Annotated in this window: 20 protein-coding genes, 1 other RNA gene and 1 pseudogene; 14 read left to right on the forward strand and 8 right to left on the reverse strand. The window is 68.3% G+C overall.

Annotation, left to right across the window (positions count from 1 at the left end; translation table 11 throughout):
* The first annotated feature begins 14 nt into the window (after window positions 1–14).
* On the forward strand, window positions 15–953 hold the full coding sequence (locus ACIA5H_RS23460) for a threonine/serine dehydratase (protein WP_397077346.1): 939 nt from the start codon (window positions 15–17) through the stop codon (window positions 951–953).
* A gap of 105 nt (window positions 954–1,058) precedes the next feature.
* The gene (locus ACIA5H_RS23465; protein ID WP_355077846.1) at window positions 1,059–1,607 is read left to right on the forward strand and encodes a thioredoxin family protein; all 549 of its coding nucleotides are present in this window, start codon (window positions 1,059–1,061) and stop codon (window positions 1,605–1,607) included.
* 147 nt (window positions 1,608–1,754) lie between these two features.
* Here ACIA5H_RS23465 and ACIA5H_RS23470 read toward each other — a convergent pair.
* Window positions 1,755–2,051 (reverse strand): annotated as a pseudogene (locus ACIA5H_RS23470) (DJ-1/PfpI family protein); the annotation flags it as partial.
* A gap of 40 nt (window positions 2,052–2,091) precedes the next feature.
* On the opposite strand from ACIA5H_RS23470, the gene ACIA5H_RS23475 reads away from it, so the two are divergent.
* Entirely contained in the window at window positions 2,092–2,607 is a 516-nt protein-coding gene (locus ACIA5H_RS23475; protein WP_397077347.1) for an ester cyclase, read from the forward strand.
* 70 nt (window positions 2,608–2,677) lie between these two features.
* Window positions 2,678–3,604 (forward strand): hypothetical protein, encoded by a 927-nt coding sequence (locus ACIA5H_RS23480; protein WP_379253233.1) that lies wholly within the window; start codon window positions 2,678–2,680, stop codon window positions 3,602–3,604.
* A gap of 93 nt (window positions 3,605–3,697) precedes the next feature.
* On the opposite strand, the gene ACIA5H_RS23485 is transcribed toward ACIA5H_RS23480, so the two are convergent.
* Both ACIA5H_RS23485 and ACIA5H_RS23490 read right to left on the reverse strand, forming a co-directional pair.
* Window positions 3,698–4,312, reverse strand: a complete 615-nt coding sequence (locus ACIA5H_RS23485) for a dihydrofolate reductase family protein (protein ID WP_379253232.1) — start codon at window positions 4,310–4,312, stop codon at window positions 3,698–3,700.
* A 66-nt stretch (window positions 4,313–4,378) separates the two neighbouring features.
* The gene (locus tag ACIA5H_RS23490; protein WP_379253231.1) at window positions 4,379–5,326 is read right to left on the reverse strand and encodes a GlxA family transcriptional regulator; all 948 of its coding nucleotides are present in this window, start codon (window positions 5,324–5,326) and stop codon (window positions 4,379–4,381) included.
* A 153-nt stretch (window positions 5,327–5,479) separates the two neighbouring features.
* Here ACIA5H_RS23490 and ACIA5H_RS23495 point away from each other — a divergent pair, with 153 nt between their 5' ends.
* Window positions 5,480–5,935 carry a hypothetical protein gene (locus tag ACIA5H_RS23495; RefSeq protein WP_397077348.1) on the forward strand — a complete coding sequence of 152 codons (456 nt, stop codon included), beginning with the start codon at window positions 5,480–5,482 and terminating at the stop codon, window positions 5,933–5,935.
* Between the two features lie 3 nt (window positions 5,936–5,938).
* Here the strand turns inward: ACIA5H_RS23495 and ACIA5H_RS23500 are convergent, their stop codons facing one another.
* Both ACIA5H_RS23500 and ACIA5H_RS23505 read right to left on the reverse strand, forming a co-directional pair.
* Complete coding sequence (locus ACIA5H_RS23500) at window positions 5,939–6,844, reverse strand: universal stress protein (protein ID WP_397077349.1); 906 nt, start codon at window positions 6,842–6,844, stop codon at window positions 5,939–5,941.
* A 73-nt stretch (window positions 6,845–6,917) separates the two neighbouring features.
* Entirely contained in the window at window positions 6,918–7,316 is a 399-nt protein-coding gene (locus ACIA5H_RS23505; protein ID WP_355077854.1) for a hypothetical protein, read from the reverse strand.
* A gap of 207 nt (window positions 7,317–7,523) precedes the next feature.
* On the opposite strand from ACIA5H_RS23505, the gene ACIA5H_RS23510 reads away from it, so the two are divergent.
* Window positions 7,524–8,429 carry an EamA family transporter gene (locus ACIA5H_RS23510; RefSeq protein WP_364431646.1) on the forward strand — a complete coding sequence of 302 codons (906 nt, stop codon included), beginning with the start codon at window positions 7,524–7,526 and terminating at the stop codon, window positions 8,427–8,429.
* A 13-nt stretch (window positions 8,430–8,442) separates the two neighbouring features.
* Here ACIA5H_RS23510 and ACIA5H_RS23515 read toward each other — a convergent pair whose 3' ends face one another.
* A complete protein-coding gene (locus ACIA5H_RS23515) occupies window positions 8,443–9,330 on the reverse strand; it encodes a helix-turn-helix transcriptional regulator (protein WP_397077350.1) in 888 nt (295 codons plus the stop codon).
* A gap of 101 nt (window positions 9,331–9,431) precedes the next feature.
* Between ACIA5H_RS23515 and ACIA5H_RS23520 the strand changes: the two genes are divergently transcribed.
* Together ACIA5H_RS23520 and ACIA5H_RS23525 are read left to right on the forward strand one after the other, a co-directional pair.
* Window positions 9,432–10,184 carry an SDR family oxidoreductase gene (locus ACIA5H_RS23520; RefSeq protein ID WP_397077351.1) on the forward strand — a complete coding sequence of 251 codons (753 nt, stop codon included), beginning with the start codon at window positions 9,432–9,434 and terminating at the stop codon, window positions 10,182–10,184.
* Window positions 10,185–10,227: 43 nt separating this feature from the next.
* On the forward strand, window positions 10,228–10,575 hold the full coding sequence (locus ACIA5H_RS23525) for a hypothetical protein (RefSeq protein WP_397077352.1): 348 nt from the start codon (window positions 10,228–10,230) through the stop codon (window positions 10,573–10,575).
* Here the strand turns inward: ACIA5H_RS23525 and ACIA5H_RS23530 are convergent.
* Window positions 10,572–11,456 (reverse strand): phosphotransferase, encoded by an 885-nt coding sequence (locus tag ACIA5H_RS23530; RefSeq protein ID WP_397077353.1) that lies wholly within the window; start codon window positions 11,454–11,456, stop codon window positions 10,572–10,574. The two genes, ACIA5H_RS23525 and ACIA5H_RS23530, sit on opposite strands and share 4 nt — an antisense overlap.
* A gap of 382 nt (window positions 11,457–11,838) precedes the next feature.
* Between ACIA5H_RS23530 and ACIA5H_RS23535 the strand changes: the two genes are divergently transcribed.
* The 4 genes from ACIA5H_RS23535 to ACIA5H_RS23550 all read left to right on the forward strand — a co-directional run bounded on the left by ACIA5H_RS23535 (window position 11,839) and on the right by ACIA5H_RS23550 (window position 13,209).
* On the forward strand, window positions 11,839–12,081 hold the full coding sequence (locus ACIA5H_RS23535) for a hypothetical protein (protein ID WP_397077449.1): 243 nt from the start codon (window positions 11,839–11,841) through the stop codon (window positions 12,079–12,081).
* Window positions 12,018–12,221, forward strand: coding sequence for a hypothetical protein (locus ACIA5H_RS23540; protein WP_397077439.1), 204 nt, complete (start codon window positions 12,018–12,020; stop codon window positions 12,219–12,221). Before ACIA5H_RS23535 ends, ACIA5H_RS23540 begins: the two co-directional genes overlap by 64 nt.
* Window positions 12,218–12,559: a helix-turn-helix domain-containing protein gene (locus tag ACIA5H_RS23545; RefSeq protein WP_379253226.1), complete on the forward strand. Its 342-nt coding sequence runs from the start codon at window positions 12,218–12,220 to the stop codon at window positions 12,557–12,559. Before ACIA5H_RS23540 ends, ACIA5H_RS23545 begins: the two co-directional genes overlap by 4 nt.
* 485 nt (window positions 12,560–13,044) lie before the next feature.
* Complete coding sequence (locus tag ACIA5H_RS23550; RefSeq protein ID WP_379253225.1) at window positions 13,045–13,209, forward strand: tyrosine-type recombinase/integrase; 165 nt, start codon at window positions 13,045–13,047, stop codon at window positions 13,207–13,209.
* A gap of 118 nt (window positions 13,210–13,327) precedes the next feature.
* Here the strand turns inward: ACIA5H_RS23550 and ssrA are convergent.
* Window positions 13,328–13,698, reverse strand: a transfer-messenger RNA (tmRNA) gene (gene ssrA, locus ACIA5H_RS23555).
* Window positions 13,699–14,029: 331 nt separating this feature from the next.
* Between ssrA and ACIA5H_RS23560 the strand changes: the two genes are divergently transcribed.
* A complete protein-coding gene (locus tag ACIA5H_RS23560) occupies window positions 14,030–15,343 on the forward strand; it encodes an ABC transporter substrate-binding protein (RefSeq protein WP_379253224.1) in 1,314 nt (437 codons plus the stop codon).
* A 51-nt stretch (window positions 15,344–15,394) separates the two neighbouring features.
* A complete protein-coding gene (locus ACIA5H_RS23565; RefSeq protein ID WP_397077354.1) occupies window positions 15,395–16,654 on the forward strand; it encodes an ABC transporter substrate-binding protein in 1,260 nt (419 codons plus the stop codon).
* Window positions 16,655–16,766: the final 112 nt, after the last annotated feature.

Consider the following 16,766-nt stretch of genomic DNA (forward strand, 5'->3'; position numbering starts at 1 on the left):
TACCGAGGAGTTCGATGGAACTGACCCACAGCGACGTGAAGGCCGCTGCCGAACGGGTGGCCGGGCTGGTCAGACCGGTGGCCGTGGCGCAGGCCGACCACTCGGGCGAGCTGTGGTTCGCATTGGAGTTCCTGCAGCACACCGGCAGCTTCAAAGCCCGGGGTGCGCTGAACTTCTTGCTCACGCATCGCGAGAACGGGACGCTACCCCGGGTAGGCGTGACGATCGCCTCGGGCGGCAACGCCGGACTCGCGTGCGCGTGGGCAGCGCGCAGCCAGGGGATTCCCGCCACGGTGTTCCTGCCGACCACCGCGCCGCGGGTCAAAGTGGACCGGTTGACCTCCTATGGCGCCGACGTCCGCCTGGTGGGGACGCAATACGCGCACGCGCTCGCGGCCAGTCGCGAATTCGCCGACGCCACCGGCGCCCTGCTCTCCCACGCCTACGACAACCCGCTGATCGCCGCGGGTGCGGGCACGCTCATGACCGAGATCCACGAGCGTATCCCCGATCTCGGCGCCGTCGTGGTCGCGGTCGGCGGCGGCGGGCTGTTCGCGGGTGTGGCCACCGCCGCCGATCACTACGGCGCCCGGACCGTCGCCGTCGAACCGGTTCATTGCCGCGCGCTGCACGCCGCGATCGAGGCCGAGCAGGTCGTGGACGTGGAGGTCGACTCGATCGCCGCCGACTCGCTCGGCGCCCCGCGCGCCTCGCAGCTGGCGCTGACGGCCGCACAGCGCTACGACGTGGCCTCGGTGCTGGTCGACGACGACGCGATCGTGGCCGCGCGCCGCGAGCTGTGGGCGCAGCGCCGCCTCGCCGTCGAGCACGCCGCGGCGACCGCCCTGGCGGCGATACGCGGCGCGGAGCCGGCGTTCCGGCCCAGGCCCGGCGAGCGGGTGTGCGTGGTGCTGTGCGGAGCGAACACCGATCCGGCCGATCTGACCTGCTGAGAAGCCCGCCACGCCGACTGACCGTTCATCGGCGTATTTCCGACGAATCGGACGACACGGGGTTAGGCTCCCGCTGTCCTCTGCGATCCCGACGGAAGGCACACCATGGCGCATACCTCACACATGGTTCCCATCGGCACACCGCTACCCGACTTCGCTCTACCCGATCTCGACCAGCGGATCTACTCCCGCGACGACTTCGCGGACGGACCCGGTCTGCTGGTCGTCTTCGCGTGCAATCACTGCCCCTACGTCAAGCACATCGAGGCCGCGCTCGGCGAACTGGTCGACTCGCTGCCGTCCATGCCGACCGTGGCCATCTGTACCAACGACGCGACCGCCTACCCGGACGACGCCCCGCTGCGGCTGCGCGACCAAGCGATCCGCGCGGGCTGGACGTTTCCCTATCTCGTCGACGAGGAGCAGCACGTGGGGCGGGCCTTCCGCGCCGCATGCACTCCCGATTTCTTCCTCTACGACGCCGACCTCCGACTCGCCTACCGCGGCGCATTCGACGAATCGACGCCCGGGAACGGCAAACCGCTGACCGGGGACGACTTGCGCACGGCCGTCGAGGCCGTGCTCGCGGGCGAGCCCGCGCCCGAACCACACCGGCCGAGCATGGGTTGCTCGATCAAATGGCGGGACGCCTGAAGATTTTCCACTGGGCGGTGGCGGCCCGCCGCACGAGGCCTTGCCGACGTGACCGGCGTCGTACGGCGGCTGCGGGTCGTACTCGATGATCAACTTAGCGATCTGTGCCCGCTCCGCGCCGAAGACGTCCCCGACCAGCCACAGCGCCAGATCGACGCCTGCGGAGACTCCTGCGGCCGTGGCTGTCCTCCCGTCGCGCACCACCCGTTCCTCCGGGCGAACGTCCGCGCCGAGTGCGCGCAATGCCGACTGCGTCGTGGCAGGCCGTCCGTCCAGCAGTCCGGCCGCGGCCAGTACCAGCGAACCCGTGCACACCGAGGTCGCCCACCGGGTGCTCCGGTGCGCTCGCCGCAGCCAGGCCGGCAGCGCGTCGTCGACCGCGGCCGCCGTCGAACCGGGCCCGCCGGGGACGAGCAGGATGTCGGGCGTGGGGAGCGCGGTCATCCCCGAATAGGTCACTATCGCGATGACGAAAGGATTACCGTTGACGAACTCAGGCGACCCTGGCTCGGTGGCGCGTCGTTACGTCGAGGCCATCGGCGAGCAGGACTGGCAAACCGTCTCCGACTGCTGGCGGCCGGGTGCGATCGACGTGTTCGTCGGCGTCGCCGATCTGCGCGCTCCGGGCGAGGTCGTGGCCTTCTTCCGTGACGTGCACGCCGCGGTCCCCGACCTGACGGTGGAGATCCTCTCGGTCACGGCGCAAGACGAGCGTGCCGTGGTGCACTGGCGCATGCACGGCCGGTTCGACGGCACCGCGCCGCTGGTCGGGTTGGCCCCCAACGGAAGACACCTCGATCTGCTGGGCACCGACGTGTTCGTCGTGCGCGAGGGGCTGATCGAGTCGAACACGGCGATCGTCAACGGGCTGGAACTCGCCCGCCAACTCGCCGTCCTGCCCCCGCAGCACTCGATCGCCGAGCGGGTGCTGTTCGGACTCGCCAATTCGATTGCCCCACTGGGCAAAGCGATTCGCACACGCAACCGTTCCGGACGATGAGTCACGCTGCCGATCCCGCCTCCGATGAGGGACACTGTTCCCGACACCGGGGATCGAAAGGGGTGGGACGTTGGCGACGATCGTCCTCGTGCACGGCATCGCGCAGGAACAGGAATCGGCCGACACGCTGGAGGCGCGCTGGTTGCCCGGACTCGCCGGAGGCGTACGCAACTACGGCGCACCCGAATTGGCGGACCGATTGTGGCGCAACGGTACTCCCGGCGACTTGTCGACCCGCATGGCGTTCTACGGCAATCGGTTCCTGGTCGAGGGCGCCCAGGGCGCGGGGACCGAACTCGACGACGAGCGACTCGACCTGATGGAGCAACTCGCGGCCACGTGGCTCGCGACAGCCGTGGAGCACGCCGGTGACCAGCGCGATCGTGCGACGGCCCGCCGACTCGGCACTCCCCCGCCGCCGGACGCGGTGGCGCAGGGAGCGAACGCGAGGCTGCGGCCCGCTTTGAACGCGCTGATGCGCTTGCGCTGGTTCGCGCCGTTCGGATTCGGGCTGGCCCAGAAGTTCGTCATAGCGGCACTGTCCCAGGTCGCCCGGTACTTCACCGACGACGAGGTGCGGGAGTACGCCCAGCGGCAGGTGCTCGACCAGATCGGCCCCGAAACGCGCCTGGTGATCGCGCACTCGCTCGGCAGCGTGGTGGCCTACGAGGCGCTGCACCGCACCGACCACCCGGTGTCCCTGCTGACCATGGGCTCGCCACTGGGCCTGCGCACGGTCGTGTACGAGCGGCTGCGCCCGCAGCCGAGCACCGTGCCGATGGCGGTGACGAACTGGCACAACCTGGTGGACGAGGACGATCTCGTCGCGGCGCACCTCGATCTCACCTCGTTCTTTCCGCCGTATCCCGGCGGCACCGTCGCTCCGGTCACCGAGCCGCACTTCGACAACGGCGCGTCACCGCACGACTCCACGAGCTACCTCGTCAAATCGGTCACCGGCGGCATCGTCACGAAAGCGCTCGGACACTCCATATAGTTCGCACGGGAACTTGGCGCTGTCCGAGTTTCGAAATGGCTAGCGCTGGACCGAAACTCAGCGGCAACCCCCTGCGCGATCCGGAGCCGACGCTTACCGAACGCTCTGGGACAGGTGCACTTTCGCGTCTTCGTACGTTCCGGCGAGCGCGGCCTCGTCGCGGGTGTAGACCAGGTGCAGCACCCCGGTGTCGAAGGTCTCCGAGGACAGCAGGCGCAGCGGAACAGTGGTTGCGCCGTCCTGGAACAGGCGCTCGCCTTTGCCGACCGCGATCGGATGCACCAGCAGGTGCAGTTCGTCCAGCAGCCCGGCGGCCAGCAACTGACGGACGACCGAGACCGAGCCGCTCATGCCGATGTCCCCGCCCGGCTCGCCCTTCAATGCCGTCACCGCCTCGATCAGGTCGCCGTCGATCACTTCGGAGTTGCGCCAGGTGAATTCGAGGTTCTGCCGCGTCACCACGAGTTTGCGCGCATCGCCCAGTTTCTTCCCGAACGCCGCGTCCGGGCCGCCCGCCGCTTCGCGCTCCGGCCACGCGCCCGCGAAGCTCTCGTAGGTCTTGCGGCCGAGCAACAGGGTGTCGGCGGCGCCGAGCTGGGCGTCGACAGCCGCCCCCATGGCGTCGTCGAAATACGGGAAGTGCCAGTCCTGCGGATCTTCGATGACGCCGTCGAGGGCGATGAACAGGCCTGCGGTGATTTTCCTCATGCGCGTTGCTCCTGGATCGGTGTTGCGAACTCGGTCGCTTGATCCGACGGGGTGACGCGCGAGAACTCATCGGTCGGCGTGAAAGGCTGCCCGGTAGTTGTGCGGGCTCGTCCCGACCACTCGCTTGAAGCGGTCGCGGAACGCGGTAGGCGACCCGAAACCGACCTGGCCCGCGATCCGGTCCACCGGGTGACTGGTGACTTCGAGCAGATGCTGCGCCTGCCGGATGCGCGCACGCAACAGCCATTGCAGGGGCGTCGTTCCGGTGTGCTCGCGAAACCGCCGGTTGAGCGTGCGGGTGCTCATTCCGGCTTGTACGGCGATCTCGTCGAGGGAGAGGTCGCGCGCGGAGTTGTCCTGGATCCACCGCAGCACCGGCTCCAGCACCGAGCCGCGCGGCGTCGGTGGCTGGTCGTGCACGATGAACTGCGCCTGTCCCCCTTCCCGCTCCAGCGGCACGACGGATTTCCTGGCCGCGTCCGCCGCCACCGCCGAGCCGTAGTCGCGGCGGACCATGTGCAGGCACAGATCGATTCCGGCCGCGGCGCCCGCCGAGGTGAGCAACGAACCGTTGTCCACGTACAGCACGCCGGGGTCCACCTCTATCTCCGGGTAGCGGGCCGCTAGTTCCGCGGTGGCGAGCCAGTGCGTGGTCGCGCGATGGCCGTTCAGCAATCCGGTCGCCGCCAAGATGAAGGCGCCGGAACAGATCGACGCGATACGGGTACCCGCGGCGGCGGCCCGGCGTAGCGCGTCGATCACCTCGTCCGGCACCGGCAGGCCCGGATCGGCGCAACCGGGCAGCACGATCGTGTCGGCCTCGGCCAGCGCGTCGAGCCCTCGGGACGCACACAGCGTGAACACGCCCGCGTCGACCGTCGGCGCGGGCGCGCAGACCAGCACGCGATAGGCGGGGCGTCCGTCGGGCAGGCAGGTTCGCCCGAACACCTCCACGGGCGTGGCCAGATCGAACGAGATCACTCCGTCCAGCGCGAGTACGACCACGGTGTGCATGGCAATAGCGTAGTTATCCGGTCGATTTCAGCCAATGCCGATCTGGTGCGCCCTGGGAGGAGTGGGCAGTTCAAGGCTATTGGCGAGAATCAATCGCTATATGGCACTTTCGCCAATTTCTCGTACGCGCCGCGCTTACTAGTGTCGACCGCCGTGACGAAGTTCCTGCTCTCGGTCCACGTGCTCGCCGTGATCATCGCCGTCGGACCCGTGACGGTGGCTGCCAGCATGTTTCCCGCCACCACCCGCCGCGCCCTCGCCCCATCCGGAGCCGAGTACAGCCCCGCCGTCCTCGGCACGTGGCATCGCATCTGCCGGGTCTACGCACTGCTCGGCCTGCTCGTCCCGGCCTTCGGTCTGCTCACCGCGCTGAGTCTCGGCGTGCTCAGCGACGCATGGCTGATGGTGTCGATCGGGTTGACGGCCGCCGCGGCGGGTGTGCTCGCACTGCTCGTGCTGCCGGGACAGCACAAGATCCTGGCCGACCTCACCGGGACGACACCGACGCTGATCCGCCGTCTCGCCATGGACACCGGGGTGTTCAACCTGCTGTGGGCGGCGGTCACCGTTCTGATGATCGTCCGGCCGGGTTCGACGACCGGAGCGTAACGCTCAGTCGGGCAGGTGGCGGACCACCATCGACAGGTCGCGGACGATCATGATCGGGCACGCCACCGACAGCAGCAGCGCCTGACTGGTCGAGCCGAGCAGCATGCCTGCGAACCCACCTCGGCCCCGGCTGCCGACCACGAGCAACTGGGCTCGCTCGGAGCGTTCGAGCAGACAGCGCTCGGGCCGATCGGTCACGATCTCGCGGCGGATCTCGACGTCCGGAAAGCGCTCCTGCCATCCGGCGAGGCTCTCCGCGAGCACGATCTGCTTTTCGGTGTCACCCGCGAGCTCCGCCCTCGCCGACGGCAATTCGACGCCGGTCCACACGTGCAGTGCCAGCAGCGGCACATCCCGCGCCGAGGCCTCGTGCAGTGCCGCTTCGATGGCGGGTTCACTGACCTCCGTACCGTCCACCCCGACCACGATCAGCTGCTTCCTGGCCTCCGGGCTGAGCGGCGCGCCCTCCCGGACCACGATCAGCGGGCAGCGCGCCCGGCGGGCCAGCGCCGCGCTCACCGAGCCGAGCAGAGCGCGCCGGACGGTCCCGCGTTCCCGGGTTCCGACCACCATCATCCGCGCTCCGCGGGTACGATCCAGCAGCGCCGGACCGACCGGCTCGTACACCAACTCGGTGGTGATCTCGATGTCGTGCAACGCCCGGACCGCGATGAGCGCCTCCTCGGTCGCGGTGTCCAGCACCCAGCGACCGTGCCCCTCCAATCGGGCGTAGTCGGTGCTGGTGAGCGGTTCGGTGACGCCGGGCCCGTAGTCGGCGACCGGATCCAGCACGTGCACCAGACACAGTGGCGCCCGATGCTGCGCGGCCGACTGCGCTCCCCACGCGACCGCCGCCGCCGATCCGGCGGACCCGTCCACACCGACCACGATCGGCCCGTTGCTTCGCATGCTCACTTCCTTTCCCGACGAAAAGATCGAGCTCAGCACCGCCGATTTCGACACTACCGGCGCGGCGGACCCGTCAACCGCCGAGGACGACGCACGCGTACCCCAGGTGGACGCCTTCACCGACCCGCAGGTCGATTCCCGCCACATACGGTGCGTACGGCTCTTGTACCGCGCTGACGGTGTGCGGCCCCGGTGTCGCGGGCACCCAGTCGATCAGTGCGACGCCGCCCGACGGGCGGACCACGCCGAACGGGATGCCGTTGTCGTAGAACGTCACCGGTGTGACGATGTCGGTCACCGTCGCTCGCGCGGTGTAGGTGCAGCCTGTTCCGTAGTTCGTCGCCAAGCCGAAATTGATGCCGGGATACATCCCCACCTGGGTCACCGTGGCTCCGGCCAGGGGTGGGCAAGCCAGCGCGACTGCCGCGCCGGTTCCGATCGCCGCCGCTATCGCGGCAACTCCTTTTCGCATGCGGAGTGGTCCTATCGGTCGTGAGTCGCTCTTCGTCGAACGGACGCCGGCCGCGCACCGGCGCGATAACTAGATACTCACTCCCCCACGGCTTCGACGGGGGGCAAACCGCGGAATCTCGGTGGGGCCCGCACCGCCTGACGGTCGTGTCGCCCCGGCGTGGTTGGGTGTCCGGAGGTCTTCCCGAGACAACGGAGGTGCGGCGTGGTGGCGATCGACTTCGAGCGGAGGGCGCGCGGGGCGAGGACGGTCTCGGTCCGGCGTTCGGTCGCCGCTCAGGGGCTCGGTGGCGTACCGCCGACGGCGCTGGTGCTGGCGGGCATCGTCAGCGTGCAAGTGGGCGCGGCGGTGGCGAAGCAATTGTTCGCGGCGACCGGAGCGGCCGGTGCGGTCACGCTGCGGCTGGTCTTCGCCGGGATCGTCCTGCTGGTGATCTGGCGCTCGTCGCTGCGGGTGGCACGCGGCGCGCTGCCGGTCGTCCTCGGCTACGGCGCGGTGCTCGCGCTGATGAACCTCTCGTTCTACGAAGCGATCGATAGGATTCCGCTCGGCATGGCGGTGACCATCGAGTTCCTCGGACCGCTGAGCGTCGCGCTGGCCGGATCGCGGCGCTGGATCGACCCGCTGTGGGCGATGCTCGCCGGGGCGGGAGTGCTGCTGCTGACCCGGGCCGACGGCGACGTGAACTGGGCCGGAGTGCTGTTCGCGCTGGCCGCGGCGGCGTGCTGGGCAGGCTACATCCTGCTGAGCGCCGCACTCGGCGAACAGACCAGCGGCGGCGGCGGTCTGGCACTGGCCATGGCGTTCGGCGGCCTGGTCATGCTGCCGGTCGGCGTGATCGACGCGGGCGCCGCGCTGTTGCAGCCCGGCGTGCTCGCCGCCGGATTCGCGGTGGCGTTGCTGTCGTCGGTGCTTCCGTATTCGGTGGAGCTGGAAGCGCTGCGGCGGATCCCGCCCCGCGTCTTCGGTGTGCTGATGAGTCTGGAGCCAGCGGTCGCGGCGATCGCGGGTTTGGTCGTCCTCGGTCAGATCATGAATCTCGGACAGTGGGCGGGCGTCGCGTGTGTGGTGGCTGCGTCGGCGGGGGCGACGCGGACCGAAGCGAAGGATTGACGGCTCCGACCGCTCAGCGCGCTTGCCGCGTCACGTCCGGCCGACCGGCGGGACGCTGCGCATCATCTGCCGCCCCCGGGTTGTCGGCGATCAAACTGCCGAGCAGTGCCAGAGATCGCTCCGAGGGCGATCCCGGCTCCGCGTGGTAGGCGATGAGTATCTGGCCCGGCGCGCCGTTCACGCTGAACGTCTCGTAGGACAAGGTCAGGTCCCCGACCATGGGGTTGCGAAACTCCTTGACGCCCCCGGTCTTCGCCCGGACGTCATGGCGGGCCCACAGCCGCCGGAACTCCTCGCTCTTCAGCGACAACTCGCCGACCAGCTCGGTCAATCGCGGGTCGTCCAGGTCCGCGCCCGCGGTCGCCCGCAGGCTGGCGACGGTGTCGGCCGCGATGGTCGGCCAATCCAGGTAGACGTCGCGCGCCTCCGGATCGAGGAAGACCATGCGCACCTGATTCACTCCCGGAACCGAACACGAGTTGACGGCCGCGGCCAAGGGATTTGCCGCCAGGACGTCCAGGTACCTGCCCAGCACCAGCGCCGGCGTGTGCGGCCACGCGTTCATCAGGCGCAGCAAGCCGGGCGCCACACGTTCGGGCCGCCGCGGGGCTCTTGGACGTCTGGCCGTCGGCCTGGCCAGTTCCCGCAGGTGCGCCGTGCCCTCCTCGTCCAGCGCGAACACCCGCGCGAGCGACGCGATGACCTGTTCGGAAGGATGCCGGTCGCGCCCTTGCTCCAGTCGCACGTAATAGTCGGCGCTCACCCCGGCGAGCAGCGCGATCTCCTCCCGGCGCAGACCGGCGACCCGCCGCTGGCCGCCGCCCGGCAACCCGAAATCCTCCGGTCGCACCAATTCGCGGCGCGCGCGCAGGAAGGCGCCCAGTCGATTGTCGGAGTCCATGACCCGAGCGTAGGTCAGGGGCGCCGCTCCTGGGTGGCCCCGCGACTACCAGGAAGTCCGCAGCCTGTCAGGCGCACGCGAGGGGCCGGAAAGTAGTGGACATGACAAACGACAACCTCACCGGCCGCGTCGCGGTCGTCACCGGAGCATCGAGTGGAATCGGCGCCGCCACCGCACGGCGGCTCGCGCGGAGCGGCGCCAAGGTCGCCCTGCTGGGCAGGCGCAAGGATCGCATCGAAGAACTCGCCGCCGAACTCGGCGCGGACGCCCTCGCGGTCGTCGCCGACGTCGGCGATCAGCAGTCCGTGCGCGACGCCGCCGCCGCGGTGCGTGCGGCGTTCGGGCCCGTGGACCTCGTCGTCGCGAACGCGGGCGTCATGCTCGCCGCGCCGTTCGAGTCCGCGCTCACCGACGAGTGGGACCAGATGGTCGGCACCAACGTCACCGGGCTGCTCTACACCGGACGGGCGTTCATCGATGACCTGCTCGCGGCCGCGACCGACGGAAAGCGCGCCGATCTGGTGCTGGTCGGCTCGATCGGCGGGCACACGGTCTTCCCCAACTACGCCGTCTACACCGCCACCAAGGCGGCGGTCGCACACCTGACCCGCAACCTGCGCGCCGAGTTCGGGCCGCGCGGCGTCCGGATCAAGAACATCGAACCTGGCTTCGTCGGCACCGAACTCGGCGACGGGATGCAGGACGAGCAACAGCGCTCCGGCCTGGCGCAGTGGCGCACGGCGATCGAGATCCTGGAACCCGCCGATATCGCGGACGCGATCGCCTACGCCGTCGACGTACCCCGGCACGTCAACATCGCCGAGATTGTCGTCGTCCCGACCCAGCAAGGCTGATCGCCGACGCGTTCGCCGCTACCGCCCTGGCGGATGACCGACAGTGCCCCGGCGCCGCGCCAGGCCCGAGGACGCCTCGGCGGGCGCCGAGATGGGATACCTCGGCTGGCGCGACGCGTATCGGAACGTCCCCGACATCCCGGCCGTGCGTCCGCGCGACTCGTTCGAGTCCGCGGCCGAGCGCGTCGGCGACACCCGCGCCGGCCGCCTTCCCTACGAACCAGGGCTGCTGGACCGGCGAAGGCGTCTTCACCCACGCGGCTCCTGGCGCCACCGATCCGGTCCTGGTTCCCGCCCACCGCTATACGAAGCAGCCCTGACCGCTCTCGCGATTGCTGCGGACGACGCGCTGTCGTACCGGCAGGCGCACCGGAATGTCGCGGCAGACTAGTCGGCGTCCGCCCACTCGGGCCACGGTCGCATGCCCTCGTCACCGCGGATGTAAGCGAGGCGGCGCAGCGCCAACCGCTGCTGGCTCGGGTCGACGGCGGCGGCCCGCAACGACTGCAAGGCGATCCGGAACTCCTGGATGTCGCGCAGCAGGTAGAAGCCGTCCCACCGCATCACATCCCGGCCGTATCCGGTACAGAACTCGGCGTACTCCGAGGCGGTGATCTTTTTGGCGGTCCAGCACTCGATCGCCATGTGCACCAGGTCCCACTCCGGCGGGCCGATCACAGCCCGTTCCAATCCGACCAGGATCGCGTCGCCGTCGTCACCGACCACCACGCCGTCGCCCGAGCCCCGCACCACCGACCACGGCAGACCCCGCGGCAGCGCCTTCCAGCGGCCGCGCAACTCGTCCAGATGTTTGCACAACCAGCGCCGGTCGTCCTCGGTCACCGTCTGGGCGGCGGCGATGTCCTCCTCCACCCGAGCCAGGGGCGCCATCCGGCGCAGCTCGAAACCGGGCAGCGGCAGCCGATGCAACTCTCCCAGCGCCTTGCCGACCTCGCCGGGCGTGCCGGAGTGATGCGGCGGCAACTCCTGCCAGAAAGTCACCGGTCTGCCGTCGACCACGACCGGCTGCGGGATATCCGGGACGACCCGCGTCGCCGACACTCCACAGGTCTCCAGCCATCGAGACACGGCGACTTCCCGCGAAGTCGCCAGCTTCTGTTCCCGCCCGCCGATCCGCACGACGATTCCGTCGCGCAACCGATAGACCCCCTGCGCGCCCACGGGCTCGGCATCGCTCGCATCGATACCGACGCTCACACAGGCGGCACGCAGAATCGACCGCATGCCGTTGCCCGCGACATCCGCGGTCATGTCGACCCCCCGCAACCGCCCCGGGGGGAGTAGCACCGCATCTCGATCTCGAGCCTCATGGCAGCCATCCAGATACCGGGGGGCAAACACCCCATTTTCCCTGGTCAATGGACATTACCCGAGAGATTCCACCGCACTCAGCAACCAAACAGAATCCGACCGATTCGCCCGAATTACCCCGTTCGGCAGCTCCCACATCCCGCCCATGCACCGAAAACGGTCCCCGCGCCCCCGCAGCACGATGCCGCCGCCCAACGGCCGCGACTTACGCCAGAAGGTGAAGCGATGTGCGAGCACCGCGAAGTGGCGAAGGCGAGAACGCGTCCGTTCGAGCAGGCCAACACCTTGTCGCATGTCGTCAGCGACATATACAGTGTTCATCGTGGGCAAACTGTTCACTATCGAGATCGAACCCGAGGTGCGGGACTGGCTGCAGGCACTACCAGCCAGGCACTTCCTCAAGATCGACGAATACGTTGGCCTGCTCGCCGAGCAAGCAGAGTCGCTTGGCGAACCCTCGCGCGACACCTTGGCGACGGGGTCCGAGAACTGCGTCCGACGCTGGATGGAGCTGCAATCCGTATCACCTACTGGCTTGCTCCAGGGCGGCGAGCGATCCTACTGACTGTGTTCCGCAAGACCCGGATGCGAGAAGATACCGAGGTCAAACGCGCGAAGCTCGCCCAACAGACCTGCCACGCAGAACACGAACCCGCGCACCAAGAATTCATCCGCACAGTAGAGAGAGGAGAACTGGACCGATGAGCCACGCACGCTGGAAGACCCTCCGAGAACGCAAGCTCGCCGAGGGCCACACCGAACCCGCCGACGTCACCGACGCCCGCCGCGAAATCCGCCTCTCCATGGCACTGGCCAAAGCCGTCTATGACCGCCGGACTGAACTGGGGCTCACACAAGTCGACCTCGCCGAACGCGCAGGCCTCACCCAAGCAAAAATCTCCCGCATCGAGGGCTCCGACACCGTGCCAACCCTCCCCCTCCTCGCCAAACTCGCCGACGCCCTCGACGCCACCCTCAACATTGCCCTCGACGCCGACGACACCCGAGTCAACTTCACCAGCCACCACACCGACGCAGCCTGAACCCGGCTGCATCCGAGCTTCAGCGGCGCTGGATTGCTCCAGTCGTAAACCACTGAACGAGAGTCACAGCGAGCATGGATGCCATCTCGGCAGCCTCCGGCGTGATCGGAACCGCGCGTGTCACGCCTTCGTGCCGATCTGTGTGCCCTTCCCACAACAGCCGAATCATCGCGACTACTGCAGATGCCGGCACTGACACACCAGACCTGTCGTTGATGCCGATCCGATACAGATGCCCCTGCCGATCGAGCTGACCAAGTACATGCCCCAACGTCGCACCCGCCTGATGGGGCACGACCACCGGAATCGCGGCTGCCTCGACAGCAAGAACTGCTTCCCGGTATGCCGTAGATGGATCAGGATGAAGCCGGTGTGCAGCGTCCCACCCGACTTGCAAGTGAGCTGCGGCCGCGTTGCGATCGGCTGCGACAGCGATACCGCACGACGACGACGGCAACCCGACCGGCCCGGCGACGTTCCCCCGAGTGACTGCGCATCAGCTCAGGCACACCGCCGCGTCGCTGATGATCGCCAGCGGCGCGCACGTGAAGACGGTGCAACGGCAGCTCGGGCACAAGACAGCCACGATGACGCTCGACAGCACGGGCACCTGTTCGAGGACGATCTCGACGACGTGGCCGATCGGATGAGCGAAGGTCTACGCGCTGCCGCCCAGAAGTGTGGGCAAATTGTGGGCACGGCCCCGGAAGACACCAGCGTAGCGGCATGAAAAAGGCCCCTCACCTGCGGTGCAAGTGAGGGGCCTTATCGTGGAGCTGCCGGGAATCGAACCCGGGTCCTCCGCCGCGTCTTCAGGGCTTCTCCGTGTGCAGTTCGCTGTGTCTCTACTCGGATCTCCGGGTCCCGCGAACAAGCCCGGATGACGATCCCAGCCGCTGTTCGATGTCCCGCCCTACTCCGCGACCGAGTAGGACGGTTAGCCCTCTAGCTGATGCCGGCACCGGAGCCGAGGGCATGCCCCGGGCCGACAGAGACGCTCTGCTGATCAGGCAGCGAGAGCGTACTCGCGCTGATTGGAATCGGCGCTTAATTGGTTGCAACGACGCTTACGGTGGTCTCTTGCCTGCACCGACACGCTTCCCCTAAATCTACGTACGCAGTCGAAACCGTTCAGCCCCGTACGCCCCAGCACCTTGCCGGGCTGTTCATGTTAACACCGGGGAAAGCGCGGATCATCCCGATATCCGGCGGTGGCGGTCGCCACACCCGAAGGCGATCTACGGACGCGGCCCGGAGGTGGACGCCGACCCACGAGGGCGCGCCGCGAGCATATGCGCCGAGCGCCCCGCGACCGGATCTCGAGTCACCCGCTCCGGCGAGCACCTCGCCTCGCCCTTCCCGGATGCTGGTAGTCGATTCTCGAGGTCCGACGACGAACCCGACTTACACTGCACGAGCCGTACGATCGGCTCTGAGCAGCGGATCTCGATTTCAGACTAAGGAAACACTTTGGCAGTTCGCACCATTCGGGACAGGTTGCTGCGCCTGTCCGCCCTCACCGTCATCGCCGGGCTCGTCCTGACCGGATGTTCCGTCCTGCGTGGCGAGTCGACCGGAGCCATCGAACCCGGAGTCACCGCCGACCCGTGTCCGAACGCGGTCGACTCCCGCAAAGGGTGTATCTATCTCGGCGTGCTGTCCGACCTGACGAGTGGGCCGTTCGCCGCGCTGGGCAAGGACATCAACAACGGCCAGTTGGCGTTCTGGAAGGCGGTGAACGAAGCGGGCGGGATCGGCGGCAAGTACGAGGTGGACATCGCCACGTACACCGAGGATACGAACTACGATCTGCAGAAACATGCCGAGGCCTACCGGCGGATCGAGCCGCATGTCCTCGCGCTCTCGATGAGTTTGGGCACGGTGCAGACGCAGAAGGTACTTCCCGAGATGGACGCGGCGAACATGGTCGCCATTGCCGGAACCCTGTGGTCGGGTTGGCAATTCGAGAACAGCGACAAGGGTCTGCTGCTGGAGTCCGGCTACTCCTACTGCTCCGAGGCGATCATCGCCCTCGACTGGATCGCCGAGCACGAAGCCAAGCCGAGTTCGATCGCCACCGTCAGCTACCAGGGCGACTACGGCGGCGACTACGCCACCGGCGCCAAGAAATGGGCGTCGGCCAATCGGGTCGACCTGGTGGCGCAGATAGACACCGAGCCGAACACCCAGATCGGCAACCAAGACGCGGCGGTCGCGAAAATCCTCAATACCAGAGCGGATCTCGTGCTCCTGGCCACGGGGCCCGCGGAAGCGGGCGAGATCATGGGAAAGGCGGCACTGGCCGGTTTCCCTGGCAGGTTCCTCGGCTCCGGCCCGACGTGGAACGGCGGCCTGCTGAAAAGCCCTGCGGCCTCGGCGATCACCTCTCGCTACAACATGACCTCACCCCTGGACGGCTGGGACGGAACCAGCGCGGGCGCCAAGAAGGCCAGGGCCTCGGCGACCCGAGAACCCTCCACCTGGGGTTACAGCGCGGGCTGGATGTTCTCCTATCCGATGAAGGCGCTGCTCACCCGGGCGGTCAACGAAGGCAAGCTGACCCGCAAGGGTGTCCGTCAAGCCGTGCACGGCCTGCGCGTCGACTACGAGGGCGCGATCCCGGAACACACCTACGGCGCGGTCAAGCCGGACCTCACCCGGCAGCGCGCCGTGATCGAAGCGCCTGATCAGACCGCGCCGCTGGGCGCGAGGACCCTGGCGACCGACTATCACGGCCCGACTCAGGACCGCATCACCCTCAACGAGCCCTGCGTGCAGCCGTAAGCGAGCAAGAAAATGCCTTTTCCTCATACTTTTCGTCGGCTACTTCGTCTCGTGGCCGCTCCCCTCACGCTCGGGCTCGTCCTGACCGGCGGCTGTTCGGCCTCGTCGCCCGCCGCCGCACCCGGCGTCACCCGCGAAGCCTGCCCCCACGCGATCCAGCGTGACAACGGCTGTATCTATCTCGGCGTTCTGTCGGACCTGAACAACGGCCCCTTCGCTCCGCTCGGAAAGTCCTTGCAGGACGGGCAAGTCGCGTTCTGGAACGAGGTGAACAAGCAGGGCGGCATCGGCGGCTACGAGATCGACATCACCACCTACACGCGCGACACGGCCTACGATCCGCGCAGGCACGTCACGGAATTCGAGAACATTGCGCCGCATGTGCTGGCGCTCGCGATGAGTTTCGGGACCGCGCAGACGCTCGCCGTGCTGCACGAGATGGACGAGGCGGACCTGGTGACCGGGGCCGGCACACTCTGGTCGGGTTGGCAGTACCGCGACACCGACCGCGATCTGGTGCTCGACGACGGTTTCTCGTACTGCACGGAAGCCGTGCTCGGCCTGGATTGGTTCGCGCAGAACTTCTATCAGCCACGCACGCTCGGCGTGGTCGCCTACCGCGGCAACTACGGCGGCGACTACGCCAGCGGGGCGCTGAAGTGGGCATTGGACAACGGCGCGACGATCACCGAGCGGATCGACACCGGACCCAACACCGAAGTCGGCACACAGGACTACCCGGTCGCCGAACTGTTGGCCGACCCGCCGGATGTGGTCCTCTTGGCCACCGGCCCGGCCGAAACCGCCGAAATCGTCGGCAAGCTGGCGAAATCCGGTTACACGGGCCGATTCCTCGGGTCCACCCCGACCTGGAACAGCGCGCTGCTCAAGACACCGGCCGCACCCGCGCTCACGGCGCTGTACAACTACACCTCTCCGTTCGACGGCTGGGACGGCGCGAGCACCGGAGCCCAGCGCGCCAGGAACGCCGCGCCGAGCGAACCGACGAACTTCGGCTACAACCTGGGCTGGGCTATCTCATATCCGCTGAAGGCGCTGCTCACCAAGGCCGCCGAGACCGGCGGCATGAACCGGCCGACCCTGCGCAAGGCCCTCGCCGGGCTCACGGTCGACTCCGAGGGAATGGCGGCGCCGCAGACCTACGGGCGTGACGAACCCGATGTCGCGGCGCAGCGCGCGGTGGTCAACGTGCCCGACCCGTCCACGGCGCTCGGGTCGCGCACCGTGGTGGCCGACTATCGCAGTCCCACGCTGAAGCGGATATCGATCCACGAACCGTGCACGCGGTGATCCGCGCGATCGGCGTGCGTCGATGACACCCCGGCCCGGGTGCGCGCTCGGTTTGCGCACTCGGGCCGCGTCTTCGGCGCTCGGGCGGCGGACCCGTCACCGAGTGCCCGGC

The organism is Nocardia sp. NPDC051900 (assembly GCF_044452545.1).
Lineage (GTDB): Bacteria > Actinomycetota > Actinomycetes > Mycobacteriales > Mycobacteriaceae > Nocardia > Nocardia sichangensis.